The 19,120-nt window shown below is 63.1% G+C and carries 19 protein-coding genes, 1 tRNA gene and 1 pseudogene; 11 read left to right on the top strand and 10 right to left on the bottom strand.

The window, feature by feature from the left end:
* Positions 1–87: 87 nt before the first annotated feature.
* Positions 88–753, bottom strand: a complete 666-nt coding sequence (locus tag ACP7AZ_RS16990) for a GNA1162 family protein (protein ID WP_426039838.1) — start codon at positions 751–753, stop codon at positions 88–90.
* Entirely contained in the window at positions 753–1,121 is a 369-nt protein-coding gene (locus ACP7AZ_RS16985; protein WP_426039837.1) for a DUF4810 domain-containing protein, read from the bottom strand. The genes ACP7AZ_RS16990 and ACP7AZ_RS16985 overlap by 1 nt, the downstream gene beginning before the upstream one ends.
* 381 nt (positions 1,122–1,502) lie before the next feature.
* On the opposite strand from ACP7AZ_RS16985, the gene ACP7AZ_RS16980 reads away from it, so the two are divergent.
* The 4 genes from ACP7AZ_RS16980 (at position 1,503) to ACP7AZ_RS16965 (ending at position 3,289) form a co-directional block, all read left to right on the top strand.
* Positions 1,503–1,817, top strand: a complete 315-nt coding sequence (locus ACP7AZ_RS16980) for a hypothetical protein (RefSeq protein ID WP_426039836.1) — start codon at positions 1,503–1,505, stop codon at positions 1,815–1,817.
* Positions 1,817–2,215 (top strand): hypothetical protein, encoded by a 399-nt coding sequence (locus tag ACP7AZ_RS16975; protein WP_426039835.1) that lies wholly within the window; start codon positions 1,817–1,819, stop codon positions 2,213–2,215. Before ACP7AZ_RS16980 ends, ACP7AZ_RS16975 begins: the two co-directional genes overlap by 1 nt.
* Positions 2,216–2,316: 101 nt before the next feature.
* Positions 2,317–3,066, top strand: a complete 750-nt coding sequence (locus ACP7AZ_RS16970; protein ID WP_426039834.1) for an SOS response-associated peptidase family protein — start codon at positions 2,317–2,319, stop codon at positions 3,064–3,066.
* Between the two features lie 40 nt (positions 3,067–3,106).
* Positions 3,107–3,289: a hypothetical protein gene (locus ACP7AZ_RS16965; protein ID WP_426039375.1), complete on the top strand. Its 183-nt coding sequence runs from the start codon at positions 3,107–3,109 to the stop codon at positions 3,287–3,289.
* A gap of 53 nt (positions 3,290–3,342) precedes the next feature.
* Here ACP7AZ_RS16965 and ACP7AZ_RS16960 read toward each other — a convergent pair whose 3' ends face one another.
* Positions 3,343–3,636 carry a hypothetical protein gene (locus ACP7AZ_RS16960; protein ID WP_426039833.1) on the bottom strand — a complete coding sequence of 98 codons (294 nt, stop codon included), beginning with the start codon at positions 3,634–3,636 and terminating at the stop codon, positions 3,343–3,345.
* 99 nt (positions 3,637–3,735) lie between these two features.
* On the opposite strand from ACP7AZ_RS16960, the gene ACP7AZ_RS16955 reads away from it, so the two are divergent.
* Positions 3,736–4,896, top strand: a complete 1,161-nt coding sequence (locus tag ACP7AZ_RS16955) for an IS30 family transposase (protein ID WP_426039832.1) — start codon at positions 3,736–3,738, stop codon at positions 4,894–4,896.
* Between the two features lie 288 nt (positions 4,897–5,184).
* Here ACP7AZ_RS16955 and ACP7AZ_RS16950 read toward each other — a convergent pair whose 3' ends face one another.
* Positions 5,185–7,212: an ATP-binding protein gene (locus ACP7AZ_RS16950; protein ID WP_426039831.1), complete on the bottom strand. Its 2,028-nt coding sequence runs from the start codon at positions 7,210–7,212 to the stop codon at positions 5,185–5,187.
* Between the two features lie 436 nt (positions 7,213–7,648).
* Between ACP7AZ_RS16950 and ACP7AZ_RS16945 the strand changes: the two genes are divergently transcribed.
* The 3 genes from ACP7AZ_RS16945 (at position 7,649) to ACP7AZ_RS16935 (ending at position 11,286) form a co-directional block, all read left to right on the top strand.
* Positions 7,649–9,064, top strand: a complete 1,416-nt coding sequence (locus tag ACP7AZ_RS16945) for a serine hydrolase domain-containing protein (protein WP_426039830.1) — start codon at positions 7,649–7,651, stop codon at positions 9,062–9,064.
* A 712-nt stretch (positions 9,065–9,776) separates the two neighbouring features.
* Positions 9,777–10,724 carry a hypothetical protein gene (locus ACP7AZ_RS16940; RefSeq protein ID WP_426039829.1) on the top strand — a complete coding sequence of 316 codons (948 nt, stop codon included), beginning with the start codon at positions 9,777–9,779 and terminating at the stop codon, positions 10,722–10,724.
* 7 nt (positions 10,725–10,731) lie between these two features.
* A complete protein-coding gene (locus ACP7AZ_RS16935; RefSeq protein WP_426039828.1) occupies positions 10,732–11,286 on the top strand; it encodes a fasciclin domain-containing protein in 555 nt (184 codons plus the stop codon).
* Between the two features lie 636 nt (positions 11,287–11,922).
* On the opposite strand, the gene ACP7AZ_RS16930 is transcribed toward ACP7AZ_RS16935, so the two are convergent.
* Complete coding sequence (locus tag ACP7AZ_RS16930) at positions 11,923–13,089, bottom strand: hypothetical protein (RefSeq protein ID WP_426039827.1); 1,167 nt, start codon at positions 13,087–13,089, stop codon at positions 11,923–11,925.
* Positions 13,090–13,386: 297 nt separating this feature from the next.
* Positions 13,387–13,463, bottom strand: a tRNA-Lys gene (locus ACP7AZ_RS16925).
* Positions 13,464–14,321: 858 nt separating this feature from the next.
* On the opposite strand from ACP7AZ_RS16925, the gene ACP7AZ_RS16920 reads away from it, so the two are divergent.
* On the top strand, positions 14,322–14,768 hold the full coding sequence (locus ACP7AZ_RS16920; protein WP_426039826.1) for a phosphate-starvation-inducible protein PsiE: 447 nt from the start codon (positions 14,322–14,324) through the stop codon (positions 14,766–14,768).
* Positions 14,769–14,877: 109 nt separating this feature from the next.
* Here the strand turns inward: ACP7AZ_RS16920 and ACP7AZ_RS16915 are convergent, their stop codons facing one another.
* Positions 14,878–15,237 (bottom strand): DUF4440 domain-containing protein, encoded by a 360-nt coding sequence (locus ACP7AZ_RS16915; RefSeq protein ID WP_426039825.1) that lies wholly within the window; start codon positions 15,235–15,237, stop codon positions 14,878–14,880.
* A 285-nt stretch (positions 15,238–15,522) separates the two neighbouring features.
* Positions 15,523–15,792: pseudogene (locus tag ACP7AZ_RS16910) on the bottom strand (transposase); the annotation flags it as partial.
* A 254-nt stretch (positions 15,793–16,046) separates the two neighbouring features.
* On the opposite strand from ACP7AZ_RS16910, the gene ACP7AZ_RS16905 reads away from it, so the two are divergent.
* Both ACP7AZ_RS16905 and ACP7AZ_RS16900 read left to right on the top strand, forming a co-directional pair.
* The gene (locus tag ACP7AZ_RS16905; protein ID WP_425990475.1) at positions 16,047–16,274 is read left to right on the top strand and encodes a hypothetical protein; all 228 of its coding nucleotides are present in this window, start codon (positions 16,047–16,049) and stop codon (positions 16,272–16,274) included.
* A gap of 259 nt (positions 16,275–16,533) precedes the next feature.
* Positions 16,534–16,965: a BLUF domain-containing protein gene (locus tag ACP7AZ_RS16900; protein WP_426039824.1), complete on the top strand. Its 432-nt coding sequence runs from the start codon at positions 16,534–16,536 to the stop codon at positions 16,963–16,965.
* A 119-nt stretch (positions 16,966–17,084) separates the two neighbouring features.
* On the opposite strand, the gene ACP7AZ_RS16895 is transcribed toward ACP7AZ_RS16900, so the two are convergent.
* Together ACP7AZ_RS16895 and ACP7AZ_RS16890 are read right to left on the bottom strand one after the other, a co-directional pair.
* On the bottom strand, positions 17,085–18,818 hold the full coding sequence (locus ACP7AZ_RS16895) for a response regulator (RefSeq protein WP_426039823.1): 1,734 nt from the start codon (positions 18,816–18,818) through the stop codon (positions 17,085–17,087).
* 13 nt (positions 18,819–18,831) lie between these two features.
* Positions 18,832–19,120, bottom strand: a 289-nt coding sequence (locus ACP7AZ_RS16890) for a hypothetical protein (RefSeq protein ID WP_426039822.1), incomplete at its 5' end; no start/stop codon positions are given.

Here is a 19,120-nt window from a genome sequence, read left to right as displayed (position 1 = left end):
CGGATACATCGAGGGCTTCTACAATCCCCGTCGCCTGCACTCGTCACTGGGCTATATCAGCCCAGCCGAGGCCGAACGCAGAGCGGCTTAACCCCGTCCACTTTTGCGGGGGAAGATCACCCGTACGGTAGGTAGGCCTTGGCCTGCTGTGCTGGTTGCCAACAAGTTGGCCGTCTGCGTGAGCGGAATATAGTTCGGTTTCGCCTTTTCGATCGCCGCCATAACCGCTTGAGCGACGAGGTCGACCAATGGGTTTCCGGAGTTCGACGCTTGGGGGCTGTATGACATCGCCTGGGTGTCCGACCACAGCGTCGCCCCGGTGATGCAGCTCTTCAGCGTGTAATGGAACTCGACATTCGTCGAAGTCGTGATGAGCAGGTACTGCGACTCCCATCGCGAAATCTCGACGAACATCACGGCGTTGCAACCGAACAGCGGTGCGAACCGGGAGGCATCGGCTTGGTGAACCAGACCCGCGTCCGACAGCCCCTCATCATCGAGCATCCGCTTCACCATGTGCGCGGGGAAGACATAGTACCCGCGCTCAGCGATAGGGCGCGAGATCGTCGACACGAAATAGTCGGCCGCATCGACGTTCACCGTCGAGTTCAGAGCTGGCACGACGAGAATGCCTCGGGGGTTTTCGGCGCGCATGGCTGCGTAGCTTTTCGGAGCAGGCCCGGTCACGCAGGCCGTGAGCATCATCGCGCCACAGATTGCTGCAGTCGCCGCTGCGTATCGAGAAACCAGCATTAGTTGCCTCCCGAGGCGGATGCGCCCCCGTTTAGTCCGGCAATCACCCGGTTCATTAGGACAGCGGATTCAGGGAAGCGCGTGCGCTCCTCTTCAAAAAGCGCAATCGCCTCGGCCTTCTCCCCTGCTTCCATGTGGAGATAGCCAAGCTCAGCGAGCAGACCCGGCGCGACTGCATTGCGGTCGCGGCCCCGTTGGATCGCCTTCTCCAGCGCCTCTTGATAACCGTCTCGCCTCTCAGGGTTCTGCGCGTAGGCGTAGAGCGCAGGCTCGTAGTCGCCCCACTCGAAAAGCGTTGTCGGTGCGCAGGCGCTGGTGGCCAAGGCGACGGCAACAATCGCCAAGGGCAGGCGGATAGTACGGATCATGGGATGCGAACCTCTGCACGCGCGCCGGCGGCCACGAAGATGGATTGCGAGTGAATGCGGCGGCCGCCAACCTCAATGACGACCTCGTGTCGCCCTGGAGTGAGCGGTGCCGACGCCTCGCCGACAACGCCGTAGGGACGGCCGTCAACCTGGATAGCGGCTCCCTGTGGGGCGTTCAGGACGACCAGTGAGCCCGGCATCGCGCCTTGAGTCAGTTCGCGCTCAGCGTAGTTCTGCACGCAGCCTGATAGAGCCGCCCCGCAGAGGGCGACGACAGTTAGTGTCCTGAGCATCTATCTGATCTCCGTGACCCGAAGGCCGGCTGTGTTGTCTGGCAGGCTGCCTTGAGTGACGCGGGCAATCGCCCCTTCCGACTCCGGCGTGTCCCCGAAGAAGCTGACCATCTCGATCTCGGCGATGCGAGTTCCGGGCAATCGCCCGCGCATCGCACGCGAAGACGTCGTGCCAGAACACGGCCGCCGACTGGTGGTCCAGTGCGACCGGCCGGAGTGTGGCCGCGCCGTACTGATGGACCCACGCCCCCTGTTCGGCTCCGCGCGGTTCTGGCCGGTCGAGGGACGATCCAGCCGATTTCGGTGTAGCTGCGGCAGTCGGGTCGCCCGCGTGTCCTACACCCGCAATGAATCCCAGACCGACGGTCCGATCGCACCTGCAGCGCTCGCCCTCTGGTTCTGATGAGCTACGTCAAGCTGGAGAACCGACCGGTCTCGTGGTGGCGCTGCCGCGCGGCGACGATCGGCCAGATGATCGAGCAGGGCTGGGTTGTCTGGTCCGTCTGCAACGCCTGCTTTCTGGTGATGCCGGCAGACCTGGACTGGTTCGCTTTCAGGCTGGGGGACGAAGAGACGCTATGGAACCGCCATCCCTCCTGCCGCCGCCTCGGCTGCAAGGGAACGATCACCTTTCACGGCACGCCTCCAGCGATCAACCGTTGCATGGAACTGAGGGCAGAGTGGCCGCCGGAGTGGGCCGGGACAACGCCCGCCGTGCCGCCCAGGCTGCCCCCTGAGCAGCGAGAGCGACCTTTGCCGGACCCCGCACAGCCCGAGGCCAGCCGGAGATTCAGACCCTAGCGGAGGGCGCACACCTGTCCCGACCGATGCAAAGCGGACCCTGACCGCTTCAACGGTGTTTGCAGCGCCTCCAAGGCCAGTGCCACGGACTTAACAGCCTCATGGGCGCATGGCAGGCTCTGGGGATGTGCAACCTCTACCGCGCCAAATCCGGGCCAGGCGACATCCTCGCCATGACGCGTGCGATGCTCAGCGACGTCGGCAACCTCGAACCGCGCGACATCTATCCGGATTACGAGGCCCCGATCGTGCGCCTGGACGACGACGGCGAGCGCATTCTGACCATGGCCCGTTGGGGCATGCCGACCTCGAAGAAGGCGCTGATCGAGGCGACAGGGAAGCGGGTCGACAAGCTGCGCGCCAAAGGTCAGGTGATCGATGATGAGGCGTTCAAGCGGTATCTGGAGGTCGAGCCAGACAAAGGCGTGACCAACGTCCGCAACACCATGAACGCGGCCGGCAGGATGAACGCCCACTGGGCTCTTTGGCTCGGACCGGCGAACCGCTGCCTCGTCCCGTTCAACGCCTTCAGCGAGCCGGACCAAGACTATCAGGGCACGAGGAAGAATATCTGGTTTGCGCTCTCAGACCAGCAGCCGCTCGCCTTCTTCGCCGGGGTCCACGCTCTCCGGTGGTCCGGCGTGCGCAAGTTAAAGACCGGCCCCGAGACCTGTGACCTGTTCGCCTTCCTGACGACGGATTCCGCCGAGCCGGTGAAGACCTACCACCGCAAGGCTATGCCGGTGATCCTGACGACGGAGGAAGAGCGCGACGTCTGGATGCGCGCGCCGTGGGATGAGGCGAAGGCGCTTCAGCGACCGTTGGCGGCAGACACCCTTGCAGTGATCTGATTTGGGGTGCCGGCGGATGAATTAGGTGTCACGAACACGGATGCTTTGGTCGCCGGACATCGACATCATCGCGGGCGGCCTGGGGATGAGCTTCGCCCTTTGGAGCATCCGCCGCCGGCAGCTCGGCAAGCCGGTCCATCCAGACGCCGCAAAGGTCGATGGATGGCTGTTGGTGTTTGCTGCCGCGCTCGTCTGCCTCGGCGTTGCCCGTTGGCCGGGATAGCGGCAACCCGAAAGCGGACGTCCCGGACGTCTGAAACGGGTGGAAAACGGACTTCAGCTTCGAAGTTCGGACCGCCAGTAGAAGCCAGTCTCATCTGCTTCCAATAGGATGCCGAAAGCGGGATCCACAACGACGGTGCCGTCGTGCATTATATCGTCAGGCTTGCCGTGTTCATCCGCATCGTCGGATACAAAGACAAATCTGCGGCCAACGGCGCTTTCCAGCGTGAGCCCCAAGGCAGTTAGGTCGCGAACGGTGCCGTTAGTTGCACGGTAGCCTCGCTCAGTCATGCGGGCATTGAAGTCGCAAAAAATCTCGGGATAGGGCGATACCGTGCGGGAAGTCATGAGAGCATTTTATCTCGGGTCCCTAATGTCGCAAATGGGTGGCGGGCTCAACCGGTGACCGCAACACGCTAACTTTTCTTCGGAGATGGAGCGTGGGTCATGAAGCAGCGGCGGCGGATCTATTACTCGGCGGCCCAGCGGGCTGAAATCTGGGATCGCTGGAAGGCCGGCGAGTCGATGAGTTCAATCGGACGGCGGTTCGATCGGGAGTCCTCGTCGGTGTTTTCGGTGCTTTCGCCGACGGGTGGCATCCGGCCTCCAGACCGGAAGCGGGCTTCGAAGGCGCTCAGCCTCGGTGAGCGGGAAGAAATCTCCCGAGGGCTCAGCACCCGCTGCTTGCTGCGTGGGATCGCCCGGTTGCTGGGTCGATCACCGTCGATGATCAGTCGCGAGGTTCTGCGCAACGGCGGGCCGGAACGGTATCGAGCGACAGGCTCCGATCAGGCGGCGTGGGGGCGAGCCTTGCGTCCAAAACCATGCAAGCTGGCTTGCCGACCCGCCCTGGCCCGGACAGTATCGGCCAAGCTGCGGCGGAACTGGTCGCCCGAGCAGATCGCCGGCTGGCTCAAGCGCACCTGGCCCGGGGAGCCGCACAATCAGGTGTCACACGAAACCATCTACCGCAGCCTGTTCATCCAGACCCGTGGGGTGCTGAAGAAGGAACTGCTGGACCACCTCAGGGCCCGGCGGACCATCCGGCGTTCCCGGCATGCGAGCCTGAAGCGTCAAGGCCTCGGCCAGATCAAGGACGCCGTCTCCATCAGCGAGAGACCCGCCTGCGTCGAGGACCGCGCCGTCCCCGGCCACTGGGAAGGCGACCTGATCGGCGGATCCCGGAACAGCTACGTCGCCACCCTGGTCGAGCGTCACTCGCGCTACGTGATGCTGGTCAAGGTCGCCAACAAGGACACCGAAAGCGTCGTCACCGCCCTGATCAAGCAGTCGAGGAAATTGCCCGGCGAACTCTATCAGTCCCTGACCTGGGATCGAGGCAAGGAGCTGGCTGACCACAAGCGGCTGGCTCTGGCCGCCAACGTCGAGGTCTACTTCTGCGATCCCCGGTCACCGTGGCAGCGCGGCTCGAACGAGAACACCAACCGGCTGCTGCGCCAGTATCTGCCGCACGGAACCGACCTGTCCCTGCACAGCCAGCCCCAGCTCAACGCCATCGCCCGGCAGCTCAATGAACGGCCCAGAAAGACCTTGCTCTATCGGACGCCAGCGGAGACCTTCGCCGAGTGTGTTGCAGCGATCAGTTGAGCCCGCCGTCGAAAGCGGTCTTTGGCCTCATGCCTGGAACGAGACACCCACGGCCGTCCGTCACAGGGTCAGTCACTCCGGCGACGTGCACCTGACATGAGATTTGGATTCCGCAAACCATAGATTTCTTGCGTTTGGAGCGCGCACCCCACGCCCGTCCCTCCAACTGACGTCGGGAATGTCCGCTATTTGTGGTGGGCTTAACTGATCGCCCAGAAGCGACCTTGCGGCCTTGGCCGAGCTGCACTGCCCCACGCGGATGAGCAGTGCCCCGCATAGGCGTGAGAGCTAACCGCAGAGGCCTTGGCGCTGAGGCGGCGACGCAGCTACGGCCGAGGCGATGCTTTCCAGAAGCAAGCTCGGCGTAATCGGCTTCGCGAGGTGTGCAGTCGCGCCAGCAGCCAAGCTCTGTGAGACGTGCTCAGGAAGAGAGTTGGCGCTGAGCATTATGACAGGAACGGCGCGCATTGCGCTTCCCGCTTCGCCACTGCGTAGCCTGCGTGTCGCCTCTAGTCCGTCCATGACGGGCATCATCATATCCATAAGCAGGAGGTCGAACGGCATGGCCGCGATTGCGTCGAGTGCGTCTCGTCCATTCTCCGCAAATTCAGGAGCCAACCCTGCGGCCTTCAGGATCAGACCAGCGACGTTTCTGTTCGTCGCATTGTCGTCGATCACCAGCACACGAAGGCCTGTCAGATCATTCACTCCCGTCTCTTCCTCGGAGGCAAACGCCACACTGCAACATGCCGGAAGTTCGATCTCGAACCAGAAGGATGACCCGGCACCCGGGGTCGAAGCGCAGTCCATGCCCCCCCCCATCGCCTCCACGATGTCGCGGCAGATCGCGAGCCCAAGCCCAGTGCCGCCGAAGCGGCGGGTTATCGTAGGGTCTGCCTGCTGAAAGCGCTCGAAGATCGTCTCGCGCTGGTGGGGATGGAATCCAATGCCGGTGTCGCGGACTTCGAAGCGATATCGGTCCCCTTTACGGCGGACCAGAAGCTTGACCCCGCCCGTCGACGTAAACTTGAGCGCGTTGGATAGGAGATTGCCGAGGACCTGTTTGAGCCGAGCCTGGTCAGCGACCACCTCACCGCCCAATCCAGACTGCATCTCCAACGTCAGATCGATCCCCTTCTCGTCCGCTCTCAACCCAGCGAGCTGGAAGACGTGATCAACCAGAGCAACCAGATCTGTGGTCGACGGGTCGAGCTTCAACTCGCCAGATTCAATACGGGTAAGGTCCAGCAGGTCATCGATGAGCCGACTTAGCTGATCAGCTGCCCCGCTGATGATCCCGACGAGCGTCTGCTGTTCGGTTGAGAGACCGGATGAGACCAGAAGGCCAGCGGCGGCGGTCACCCCGTTCAGAGGTGTTCGCAGTTCATGGCTCATGTTGGCGAGGAAGGTCGTCTTACTCCGGCTAGCGTCCTCCGCACGCGCTGTCGCCGCCTCCAGATTTCGAGCCTGTTCCCGCCGCTGCGAGATGTCCCGGATATTGGCGTGGAGGCACGGCGCGCCGTTTTCATGCGAGACCGACATCCAGAGTTCGATATCCAGCGAGGATCCGTCTTTGCGGATCGCAGGGAGCTCCAGCCGCCGGCCGAGGCGTGCGGTGCCGCTCGAACGCCAGCGCTTCATTCCTTCGTGGTGCCCGGTCCGATGCGAGTGCGGGATGATTATTTCGATGTCCGATCCGAGCGCCTCGGCGCGATTATATCCGAACAGCGTCTCCGCGCCGGCTGACCACGAGAGGATCAGCCCGAACTCGTCGCAATCAACAAGGGCGTCAGCCGACGCGGCCAAGGCTTGCCGCATTGCTTGCGTCCGGTGTCTCTCGATCAGCTCGGCAACGCAGGCCTCTCCAACCCTGATAAGGCGGCGCGCCAAGGCGGCGTCGTAATCTTTGGGATGGGGATCTGTAACGCACAGCGCACCAACCGTGCAGCCGTTCACGGTTAGAGGCACGCCAGCATAGAAGCGGGTGAACGGCGGGCCGACGACATAGCGGCTCGCGCTGAAGCGCACATCGTTCAGCGCGTCAGGGATCCAGAAGATCGGCGTCGGATCGACGAGCACGTGAGTGCAGAAAGAGTCCCATCGATCCAGGTCATCAACGCCCATACCGAACGAGCCTAAGATGTAGACGCGTTCGCTAGCCGCGAGCGTAACCAAGCCCGTCGAGGCATCAGAGATGTCTGCAGCCAAAGTCGCCAAGGTACTGAGGCTTCGATCGGGCGAGCCGCCCGTCAGGCCTAAGGACGCCAGCATCGCTAAACGCCGTTTTTCTCGTTCATTGTCAGGCAACTGGATCATTCTGATCCTCCCCCGCACCACCTGCCGGCCAAACCCTTAAATTCGATTGAACAGCGCTCGCTCAATCCGAACCTCTGCCCCTTGCCGTGAATGCCGGGCAGCCCATGTGCGCGACGCGGGTGCAACGTCCGCTTTGGGTCGGACCACGACATTGGCATCAGGCCCGATAGCGGACGTGCCCGAAGTCGATTCGGCGTCGCAAAATCCCTCCTAGGAGCAAAGCGGCCTCCCGAGGCAGACATGCGTGTTGACGGAAACGAGGCAGCTTCAGCTTTCCATGGGGCTTTGGAGCGGTCTGCATAGGTGCGCTTTCGCAGCTGCTGGGGGTTAGCAAAACAACCTTCCGACCGTGTCAAACCACGACGCCGTCAGAACTCGTCGCATTGACCGTCGCAGCAACGCGGCGTTCCTTCCTCCGCGCAGGCAGGGGAAACACATGCTGAACCGACGGGGACTGATGGGAGCGGCACTTGTGGGGATAGGCCTCGCAGGCTGTGGCGAGGATGCAGCGTCGGAACCGCAGGCGGGAGCGGCGGGCGATGGATCCCCGCCGCCCTTGCCCGAAAGCCTGGCCGCGACGCTCGGCGCGCTCGTGGACGGCTCCGGAAGTGTCGGCGGGGTGGTAGCGGCCGCCCGCCACGGCGAGCCCGCCGGGATCTTTGCTTGGGGCGACGCCCGACGCTCCCCGCGCCGACCGGTTACGCCAGAAACACTGTTCCATATCGGATCGAACGGCAAATTCATCACGGGTGTAGCGGTGCTCCAACTTGTGCAGGCGGGCCGGATCGCCCTGAACGATCGGCTTGGCTCCCATGTGACTGGTCTGCCCGCCGTGCTGGCCCAGACGCCGATCGCGAATCTGCTGCACCAGACGACGGGCCTGCCCGACTATCTGGATCAAGTGGAGGACTGGTCCGAACCGGTCAGCCGCCGGATGATCTTCGATGCGGTCTCAGAGGGCCGCGACTTCGAGCCCGGCGAGGCCTGGGCCTATTCCAACACCAACTATTTCGTCCTCGGCTGGCTGATCGAGGCGGTCAGCGGAATGACCTATGCCGACTATGTGCGCGAGTGCGTCTTCGCCCCCGCCGGCCTTCCCTTCGCGCGCCCGGACGCGACCGCGACCGACATCGCCGCCCGCGCGCAGGGCTTCACCCTGAACGGCGAAAAACTGTCCAAGGCTGACCAGATGGAGGACGAGATGAGCCGCGCAGCCGACGGTGGCGTCCTGTTCAGCGCTCTGGACTGGGCCCCCTGGTGTCGGGCCCTCGCTGCCTCGACCCTAATGTCACCTGAGACCGCAGCCCTGGCCTGGCAGCCCGGGAGCCTCCGCACCGGCCGAGCCGCGCCTTACGGAGCCGGTGTCTTTCTGGAGCGGTGTCGCGGTCAGGCGCTCCACCACCACTCCGGGTCTGTGCCCGGGTTCGTCTCCCAGAAGATAGCGTTCGGCGGATCGGGCATCCAGGTTCTGGCTGTCTGCAACACCGACGAGGACGGTGAGCCGCCGCTGGAGGACCTGGCCCTCGGCATGGCCGAAGGGCTCGCCCCCGGCTCGACCTATTTGACCCAGCCCGTGATGGCCGAGGACGCCCGGACCGCCCTCTTGCGCCGCGCCTTTTGGCGCGCCGACGCCGATCTGCCTAACAGCCTGCTGGCGTCCGAGATCATCGCCTCGGGCGGCGAGACGGCCCCGTCATGGGGCGTACGGCCCGGACACGTCTTCGCACCGGTCGAGCGCTGGTCAGCCACTGGAGGCGAGATGGTCCGGTATCGGTGGGTCGGCGACAACGGGGAAAGAGGCCACATAGTTGTCGGCTGGACCGAGGACGACGAGGTGTTCTGGATCTACTGATCCGCAGGGGCCGCGCGTCGGTGGAGGCAGTCTGGGAACTCCCGCTTTCATTTCGCGGAATGCCGTTTAGGCCCAAAGCGAACAGGCAAGGAAGGTCCGGATCTGGCTAGCGGCGGTTAGGAAATTCCGCCTTCCTGCATCGTTCCAAAGGCGAGCCGCACGGGCCGATAACGGTCGCGACAGAAGTCGTCTTCGGGTCGAGAGTTGCCATCGCCTCCAAGCCCGAGAGCGGAACTCGGATGTTGGACGTGATTAACGGCGCAACCGCACTGCCCGGCGGGCGTATCTGTCGTGTGCCCGAGCTTTCACCAGAGGATGCAGAACTTGATGCGCTTTGGCGTGAGGTGTTCGGTCAACCGCTGCCGATGCTAGGCGCACCGGAGATCGCCAGGAAGATACTGGCAGACCATGTGGCGAAGGCTACCAGGTAAGCGCGAAAAAGACCCTAAACTGTGTGGCCGGGCCTTGGGAAGAGTGCCCTCATGTGACGATCACGCGGGTCCAGCTCAAAGACCGAAACGGGTCGGACTCAGCGGTTGGCTATCGGCCTCTAACCAGACATTGGCGTTGCCGCTCCAAAGCGGACCCGTCGAAGGGCTGTTCGGGGTGGCAAGCGGACCTTCGCTTCAGATACCTTGACAACGGTGCCGATGGCAGCGGCGGAACAGCGAAGGTTTGTGGTCGTTAGGTCTTCCAGACGAGGAGTCTGACAATGAAACGATCAATCACCCTGACGAGCGCGCTGGCGCTGACCCTGGCCATCTCGGGTGCCGCGATGGCGCAGAATGGCAACGGTAATGGCCGGGGCAACGGCAATGGCGGGGGCGACAACGCCCAGCAGGAACGCGGCAACGGCAACGGTGGCGGAAATGCAAACCGGGGCGGCGGCAACGACAACCGGGGTGGCGATAACGGCCGCGGCAACGACCGCATGGAGCGGCAGGTCGAGGCCCGTATCCCCGACGTCGCCCGCGATATGGCGCGCGGTCAGGACCGGATGGAACGCGACGTCCGCCGCGAGGTCGAACAACGGGTCACGGTCGACAACGGCGTGGTCGTCCTGCGTCGCGAGGCCAATCGCGGGCTGATGAACGGGTGCCCGCCGGGGCTGGCCAAGCGTGACAACGGCTGTCTGCCGCCGGGACAGGCGCGTCAGATCGAACGGGCCCAGGATCCGTACAACCGCTACAACTATCTGTGGCGCACGCTGGGCGGCGACGGCGACTATCAGTATCGCGACGGCTACGTCTACCGGACCACGCCCCAGGGCGGGCTGCTGGGCTATCTGCCCGTGCTGGGCGGCATCCTTTCGCCGGGCAATACCTGGCCCAGCCAGTACGCCTATCAGCAGCCGCCGCAGTCGCTGTCGCAGTACTACGGCCTGAACGACGGGGCGCAGTATCGGTATGCCGACGGCGTGCTGTATCGAGTCGATCCGCAGACCTCGTCGATCGGCCAGGTCGCGGCCCTGTTGACGGGTCAGCAGTTCAGCGTCGGCCAGCGGCTGCCGGCCGGCTACGACGTCTACAACGTGCCCTATGCCTATCGGAACCAGTACGCCGACAGCGCCCAGAGCCAGTACCGGTACAACGACGGCTCCGTGTACCAGGTCGACCCCACCACACAGCTGGTGCAGGCCGTCATTCAGCTTTTGACCTGAGGGACCGATGAGCAATCAAAGACTCTGGGCGCTCGCGCCCCTGATGGTCCTTAGCCTCGCCGCCTGTGGCGGCGAGGCCGACAAGGCCGAAGGTGGAGACGGCGCGACGCCGGCGCCGTCCTCGAAGACACTGGCGGCCGCCATCGGCGACGAGGGCGACCTCGACACGCTGGAAGGGGTGGTCAAGAACGCAGGCCTGTCCGACGTTCTCGAGGGCAAGGGCCCCTATACGGTCTTCGCTCCGGCAAATGCCGCGCTGGGCACGGCGGGCGCGGACCTGGCGGGCGAGGCAATGAAGGCCCAGAGCGCCGCCCTGTTGCGCGCCCACATCGTGCCGGGTGCCCTTACCCGCGCCGACATCATGGCCGCCATCGAGCGCAGCGGCGGCGGCGGCGTCCAGATTCGGACCATGTCCGACGGTCTGTTGACCTTCTCGAAGGACGGCGACGCAGTGGTGGTGACCGCCGCCGACGGCGCGACCGCGCGGTTGACGGGCGAGGAGACGGTGGTGTCGAACGGCGTGGTTCAGCCGGTGGACGGGGTACTGGTGAAGGCGGGGTAGTTCGCGAAAAACCTGCAACCGTGACCCATTGGTGTCTCTCACGTAGAGTGTTTCGTGGGCGCAGAACGGGCAGGGCGAACAGCGTTGACCAGCGAGACTTGTTAGGAAGGTTGGCCAGCCTAAGGTACAGAGATGCCGATCAAGCCTGAGCGACAGAACCCGTTTTGGCCTGCCGTCCCACCTGCGCGCCGTGTTGCACCACGCTCTATCGCGGTGGTTGTCATCGTGGCATTGGTCGTGGTTGCGGCAGGCCTTTTGGCGCGCATGATTTTGGGTTGATGCGGCACGAAACAGGCACCCAGGGAATGACCGAGTTTGTTCGCCAAGCAGACGTTGTGGAGTTCTAGCCAGGGTCGTGCCCCGTCATTAGCCCCACGTCGGAAAGCAGACATTGGAGAGCCGCGCCGGAAGCGGACGTTGCTCGGGTCTCTTTCGGGTGGATAGCGGTCGTTCGGGTCGAGAATAACCTTGGAAGCCGAACGGCCGCTTGGCCCGCACTTTCGGTGATGTAGGTCCATCGCCGTTACCCCCGCCAGCAAAGCTAGCCGATCTCTCCACCGCGGGGCTATGTCCACCATAGGTCGGGTCCGGCCATCGTGACGCCCAGAAAACGCATCGACTGGTGTGAGCCTGGATTCAGCGGTGATTATCGGGGGAACCTGATAGCGGCGCGCCTGCGCCAGAAATTCGTCTCCAGGCAGGCGGTCCAGATGCAGACTCCTTTCGCCTTTCACCCGAAACTTTCGTCGGCGGCGGCCGCAGACAGAACCCGAAGTCGCCATCAAAGGGAGTCGGAGCCCAGGGAAGACCTTCGTCAAGGCTTGCCACGAAGCTCGCGTGCCCGTGGAGGTGGTGGCGTCGAATGATTGCGCCTGGTGCCTTGAGCGCGACTTCCGCTGTGTCCTTGTTCACCAGTGACAGGCGCATGCGCGACGCCGCCGATCGTCGCCCCTCGGTCTTCATGTGAACCAGCAAGTGCGTGGCCCCAGCAGCTCCCTGAGGGGCCAGCCAGGCTAGATCAATGATGTCCAGAACGGGTGCCTCATACTCTGACATTTTGCCGAGTTGGCCGAGTGCGACGGCAGACAGTCGGTCGCCCTCGCGCCACCCGTAAAGCATCGGTGGCTCCGTTTGATCGGGGTCAGAAAACCGGTTTTGGAGAGCCCGAGCCGAGCGGTCAGCAAGAAGTGACCCTGAAGCTCGAAGCTCCGCGTTGAAGAGGTCGATCGCGGCGGCGTCCGTCCAAGGATCTAGTGCCGACACGCCAGCGGCGCTGTGGCCGCGCGACCCGTCTCTCCCGCCGTTGAACAATTCTCGCGAGGGCCGGCGATGGCGGTAAAGCGAGCGGACGATCCGCTCGGATAAAATTGTCATCGGCGCGAGCGGCCAAACGATCTTGGTGTCAGCCCAGTCTTGGGGAAAGGCCGAAAATCCTGCGTGCGTATAGATAGGCGCGGCTAGTGCATTGCTGTTGAAAATCGACGTTACGAAAACGCTAGGTTGGTTTCGGAAGGCTTGCAGCAATAGCCGGGAGCCCCCTTTGGCGCGGGGTAGGACGATCAGGGAATAGCCTGTGGCACCCAACAGGCGGGCGCCAAGATAGGTGTAATCCTGCCTTATATTGCCGAGGTAGCCGCAGACTCCGTCTTGGTCCTCCAAGACCCAGCCGGGATAGCCTTGGCCGAACCGATGGACCCATTCCCAGCCGGTTTCACTCCGCTCAGGAAACCAGGCCCATCGGTGCAGATCGTTTAGAAGCTTCCAGTCGGCGGATCGGACCTCCCGCAGGATAGGCACGGTCAAGACGCCATCGATCGGACGAGTTGGAGTGCGACTTTGCGCAGCTTCGGATCAGACACCCGTCGCCAGCTGAAAATCAGATCCTCAAGTTCCCGGTCTCCGGAGCTCATGATTTCATGTGCCAGCCGGGGACTGGACCCGGACTGGTTTCCACTCTCGGTTGGTGCGGTTCTGGCTGGGCGGTTCATGGACGTATCGGCCTGATATGGGACAGTGGCAACTTGCAGGGACTTACTATGCAGCGGCCGCGCCATAGGTGCCGCGACGGGCGGGGCCAAACCGCGATTGTGCAAGACGGATTGGGGGGCGTTCGTGGACTTGAACCACGGACCTGCGGCTTAAGGGGCCGCCGCTCTGCGCAACTGAGCTAAACGCCCGTCTCAACCTGATACAGGCTTCTCAGCCCTAAACCCCAACCTGCACCGAACGAGCCAGTCGGCGGCGCTTAGCTTCAACGCTTGCAGGACAGCTGCAAGTCTCGGTCCGCCGAACGCACAGCGATCTTCAACGGTGCGTCGGGACGGACAGCTGTGGGTGGAGATCGGTCACGGTGTGTCAGGCGGAAAGCGGACCTGCCGCTGAAACCGGACCAGGGTCTGCTCTGCCCAGCATCGGTCCTTCGCGCTGCCGCTGTCTTCTGCCCCGGCCCCATTCTTCTAAACGGCACCGGCACTTCCCTAACTGACAGCACCTGATGGAGGGTTGAAGCGGGAACCCTCCGCTGAGACCTCGTGATGATGACCGACCCCGAACGCGTTGAGGCCCTGCTCGATATGGTCGACCCCGCCCGTGCGGCGGCACCAAGCCGTGGGCCAGAGTTGGCGGTGTTGGGGCTAGCCGTCGGCCAGGATAGCGACCGCCGAAAAGCGGACGTCCTGGACGTCTCAAACGGGTGGCAAGCGGACATCGCACCGAAGGGCATTAAGAACGACAGCACCCGTCGCGGTCAACGGCATCACCTCAGCGCGGTGTAACGCCGGAGCAATGTCCAGCGCGACGATCGCAGTCTTGGTCGTGGGCAAATCCCGGCAGGCCATCACCACATGCAAGCCTCGGGCGATCAGGGCGCGGGTGTCATACGGGCCGACGTCGGACGAGGCCCCGGTGACGCTGACGGTCGGCTTCGGACAGAACATTTCGTTAGGATCTTTTCGTGGGACGTTGATCGGCGACCAATCGGCACGGGACCGCTACCCTTGATGACAGTGCGCGCAGATACTGCCAAACTCGGTCTCATGGCGAGCAAACAGGGCAGTGCCGGAGACGAGACGCCGCGATCGACGGGCGACGGATCCCTGGCTCCGAACCCGCCTTCACCTGACAACGCCTTGGCGGTTCGCGGCTTCCGTTGGGCCGAGAGATTCCTGCTCATTCTCGTCGCGGCCATGACCCTGGCGGCGGCGGGAGCCGAAGTGTTCAAGGTCTGGCAGGCGCAGTCCATCAATCTGGCAGATATTCTGCTGATGTTCCTCTACACGGAGGTGATCGGCATGATCGCGGTGTTCTACACCGGCCGGGGCTCACCCTTCATCTATCCGATCTTCATCGCCATCACCGCCCTGGCGCGGCTGATAGTGCTGCAGGGCAAGGACATGGCCCCCCAGAACATCCTGTTCGAGGCCGCCGCCATCCTGCTGCTGGCCCTCTCAGTCGTGGTGATCACCCGCGCTGGCAAGGGCTGAGGGCCACGCTGGACGTCGACCCTTCGTCGCCGAAGTCACCGGTCCGCGTCACGGCGGGGCACAACTCGTCTAGTACGGACCGCGTAGCATCTCGCCGCTTCAGCTTGCGCTAGCCGACGGAAAGCGGCGGGGTCTGTTGATGTTGAACCACCCGCCACACATCATGCTCAAGCCTCCGGTATGTGGACGTGCACCAAGCCTCGTAGCCCGCTGCTCCATCCTTTTCAGCGTGTGCCTTGTAAGCCACAACAATCAGGCCTTCTTCGGGACGTGAGATTTGCCCTTCTGTGATGTCCACGCTCGTCCAGCGGGGCGTATGGGATACGGCTTCAATGGCCGCACTACCTCCAAGCACGTGCGGTTCTGATGGCAGAACCATCAGGCAGGCATCGTCGACGAGCTCGCGATAATGATCAGCGTCCCCCGTCCAAAGGCTTTCCTCAAAAGTCCACACGCGCGCGTCGTCCATATCCATTTCCTCAATGGTGTCAGTCTGACAATCCGGATTGTGCGTCGATGTTCCACGAGCAAATCGTAGTGGAGTGTCTTAGGCCGCTCAGACAGTGGTGTAACTCACGGACTCTGCCTGAACGGCTACAGACGGGATTGCAGTTGGCTCAGACGGCCAATGTCTCCTTGGGGTCGGACTCAGCGGTTGGCTGTCGGCCCCAAAACAGACATTGGGGCTACCGCCGCAAACCAGACCTGTTGATCGGCGTGCAAGGCGGGCTCTGACGCAGTTTTGGTGACGGGATCATGGTGTCGAGCCGATCAGCCTGGCCTGTAGGAGATCGAGCTTTCCGCGGCCGTACATCTGGCGTTTGACGAGCTTGAGCTTGGTAATCTGACCCTCGGCTTGGCCGTTGGACCAACCAGAGGTGATCGCCGCGCGGACGGCGTTGATATCGCGGTCTATGCCGTTGGCGAAGGACGCCACCAGGCTGGGGCGACCACGCTCGATCCAGGCGCGCAGGTCGCCCTCAGTCTTACGACGGATCATCAGGTGGAAGGCGGCGGTGATCTCCTACAGGCCAGGCTGGTAGGCTCGACACCGTGACCCCATCACCAAAACTGCGTCAGAGCCCGATTTCGACGCCGATCCACAAAAGGCGTTATGGTTCCGGTTTCCTTGCACGCCAAACGACCCCGACCGTCGCTAAGGGTCGAGCCGACTTCGGAGGGGCGGCGAGTGGTACCTAACGCACCCCCCAACGGCTTCGCTTGACGTGAGGTCAGCATTTTATACAATCGGGACTCTAGCCGCTCGGAGCTCGGGTCATGACCTACTTCTGCTTCATCGAGTCCGTCATCCTGTCGGTTCCTCACATGGAACCGCTCATGGCTGACGATCTGGACGCCGCCAAGACAGAGGCTGAGAGCCTGCTCGCGCAGCACACCAGCGGCTACGCCGCCCATGTCTTCGAGGACGAGGAGCGCGTGGCGACGATCAGGTCAGAAGGCAGGTCTAGGTCGGTTTATACTGCACGTCAGGTTTCGGCGACCTAGTCACCGTGCGCACCATCCCGGTACGGGCCTTCGAAACGTCCGCTTTGGGTCGGACCACGACATTGGCATCATGCCCGAAACCGGACATTCACCGCCCTGTCCCGGAAGCAGACCTTCCGAACCGCCGTTCGGGGTGGATAGCGGACTTCTTTCGTTACTTTCGCACCGACGACGGTTCGCTCTTTGCCTGACGACCGGGATCATTTGAAACGATGCGGCGTTTCCACGGGGTGGGTTTTCAACCTCGGGGAATACGCTGTTGCTGGGAAAGAACCTGATCCGGTTGGTTTACAGGAGCGATTCCTGCATCTCCCATGATGACGTGTCAGGGCTGGATGCAATCTTCAATGTGTCGATCCGCAACAATATGCGTGACGGAATCTCCGGTGCGCTTGCTCTACCTGATGGAAAGTTCGTCCAGGTTTACGAGGGGGAGAGGGGCAAGGTGGACGTGCTCATGAAACGAGTGCGGGCCGACAACCGTCATGAGAACCTTACCGTTCTGGGGGAATGGGAGGTTCAAGCTCGGCTGTTCAGGGGATGGTCCATGGCTCGGCCCGATCCTACGCCGCTGAGCCAGCAGTCCTTCCGGATCGTCACCGAGAACGGAACGGGGGCACAGGTGACATCCATCCTGTTGGACCTGATGAGCAAGACTGAACACCATTATCTCGCCAGCCAGGTTTTCTGACCTTCGCGATTGTTGCCTCGTGCGCCGCATCAAGGGCCACTCGGTGGGAGGCCCCAGACGTCGCCTATGGGTCGAGAGCCGACATCGGCAGCTGCCCGGAATTTCGACATTCGGCGAGATCAAGCCGCCCCTAGGGCTCGGGGTTCGACGCCATTCAACAGCCGCTCGATCGCCTCGATCAAGGTCGCCGGTTTGATCGGTTTGGCGATGTGCGTATCAGCCCCGGCATCCATCGCCGCTGCGACATGGTCAGCCATGGCGTTGGCGGAAAGAACGGCAATCGGCACGCGGTTCAAGCCGAGTTCACGTTCGAGTTTTCGGATTTCTTGAATCGCAGTCAGCCCATCCATCACAGGCATTTGCATATCCATCAGGATAGCGTCGAACGTCCCCACTCGGAACGCATGCACCGCTTCCAGACCGTTCTCCACCGCCAGGCTTTCGACGCCCGCCTGATCTAGGATGAGGCCGACGACCTTCAGGTTCGTGGCGTTATCGTCGGCGACGAGGATGCGGATCGTGTGGTCCAAGGGCAGTCCCTCTTTGTCCTCCACACTGTCGGTCTGATGCTCCGTCGCGACGATGAAGGGCAGGTCCGCCCAGAAGTCGGACCCCACGCCTGGTATGCTCGAACTGCCCATCGACCCGCCCATCAGGGCGACCAGATCCCGGGAGATCGACAGGCCCAGCCCGGTCCCTCCGAACCGGCGCGTGATCGACCCATCCGCCTGCTGGAATCGAGCGAAGACGTCGGTGCCGTTGCTCGCGTCGAAGCCTATGCCAGTGTCCGACACCTTGAGGCGGACCAGCCCCCCCGGCGTCAGTCGTGCGCTGACGCTGACCTGACCGATCGACGTGAACTTGATCGCGTTCGAGATGAGGTTGCTGGCCACCTGCCGTATTCGTCCCGCGTCTCCCAGAACCATGCGGTCGACGTCTTCGGGCAGGTCGACGACCAGGGCCACGTTCTTCTCGGCGGCCTTGAGCGAGAACAGGGCGCAGGTGGCCCGAAGCAGGTCGCCGAGGTGATAGGGAGCCTCCTCCAGCGCCACCTCGCCGGCCTCGATACGGGCCATGTCTAGGATGTCGCCGAGCAGGCTGGTCAGGGTGTCCCCCGACGAGCGGATGATGTCCACCATCTCGCGGTCGGCCGGGCCGAGGTTGGACCGGCTAAGCAGGTCGGCCATACTGACCACGCCGTTCAGAGGGGTGCGGATCTCATGGCTCATGTTGGCCAGGAAGTGGCTCTTGGCCACATTGGCCGCCTCTGCCGCCTGACGTCCGTCCTCGGCCTGTTTGAGCTTGGCGGAGAGCTGAAACGACGCCGCCGTTGCCGCCAATACGAACAGGAGGCTCGCTCCGCCGATCTGAACCGCCAGGAGGGCGGAGTGACCTGCGGTGATGGTCGACACGGCGAGGGCGGAGAAGCACAGGATTTGCGGACCGATGGACGCCCACGTCAGATGGCGCGAGCCGGCGCTGACGATGACGCCGTTGACGATGGCTCCCGCGATCAGCAAGGCCGCGCCGACGAGTCCCAGCTCGGAGCCGTTGAAGGCCTGTCGAGCGGCGAACGCCCCGAAGACGAGGTTATTGAGACTGATGAAGCCCACGGCGCACCAGCAACAGTCCCGAGCGGGGACCCAGCCTTCGGGCCGATCGCGCGCCTTGAAGATCTGGAGCTCAACCCACTGGAGCCCGGCGTAAATCGCCAGCCATGCGACCGCGAACCCCACGCCCGTCATGGTGAAGAAGGCCAGGGCGATGACGAGGCCCAACCCCACGCGGGTCCGCCACTGGCGCGCCCGAGCGATCATGGCGACGCCAACCAGACGGCGTTGGAAGATATTCATTCTACTCAACTCCCTACTGGGAGACCGTCACGATAAAGCATTGAAAGTTCATTGCTAAGCTCGGCAGTTGGAAATCCTGCGATGTCGAAAAAGGTCGGTGGTTGATCAACACCTGAAGAGCCGCTCCGAGGGTGCGAAAGCCGTTCAAATCGGTTCGCTCCAGCGCCCTGCCCCAAAACGGATTGTCCGCCGTCAGCGCCAATGAGACAGATTGAGGGTTCCGTTTAGAGGAGGATTTTGGTCTCGTCGTAGTGACGAAGGAACGAAGATGAGACCAAAATCCTTGCCCTTGAAGGCAACGC

The sequence above is a fragment of the Brevundimonas sp. DC300-4 genome (assembly GCF_049897365.1).
In the GTDB taxonomy this organism is placed as follows: domain Bacteria; phylum Pseudomonadota; class Alphaproteobacteria; order Caulobacterales; family Caulobacteraceae; genus Brevundimonas.
The sequence above is the reverse complement of the archived record's forward strand: the minus strand, read 5'-3'. Positions and strand labels throughout refer to the sequence as shown.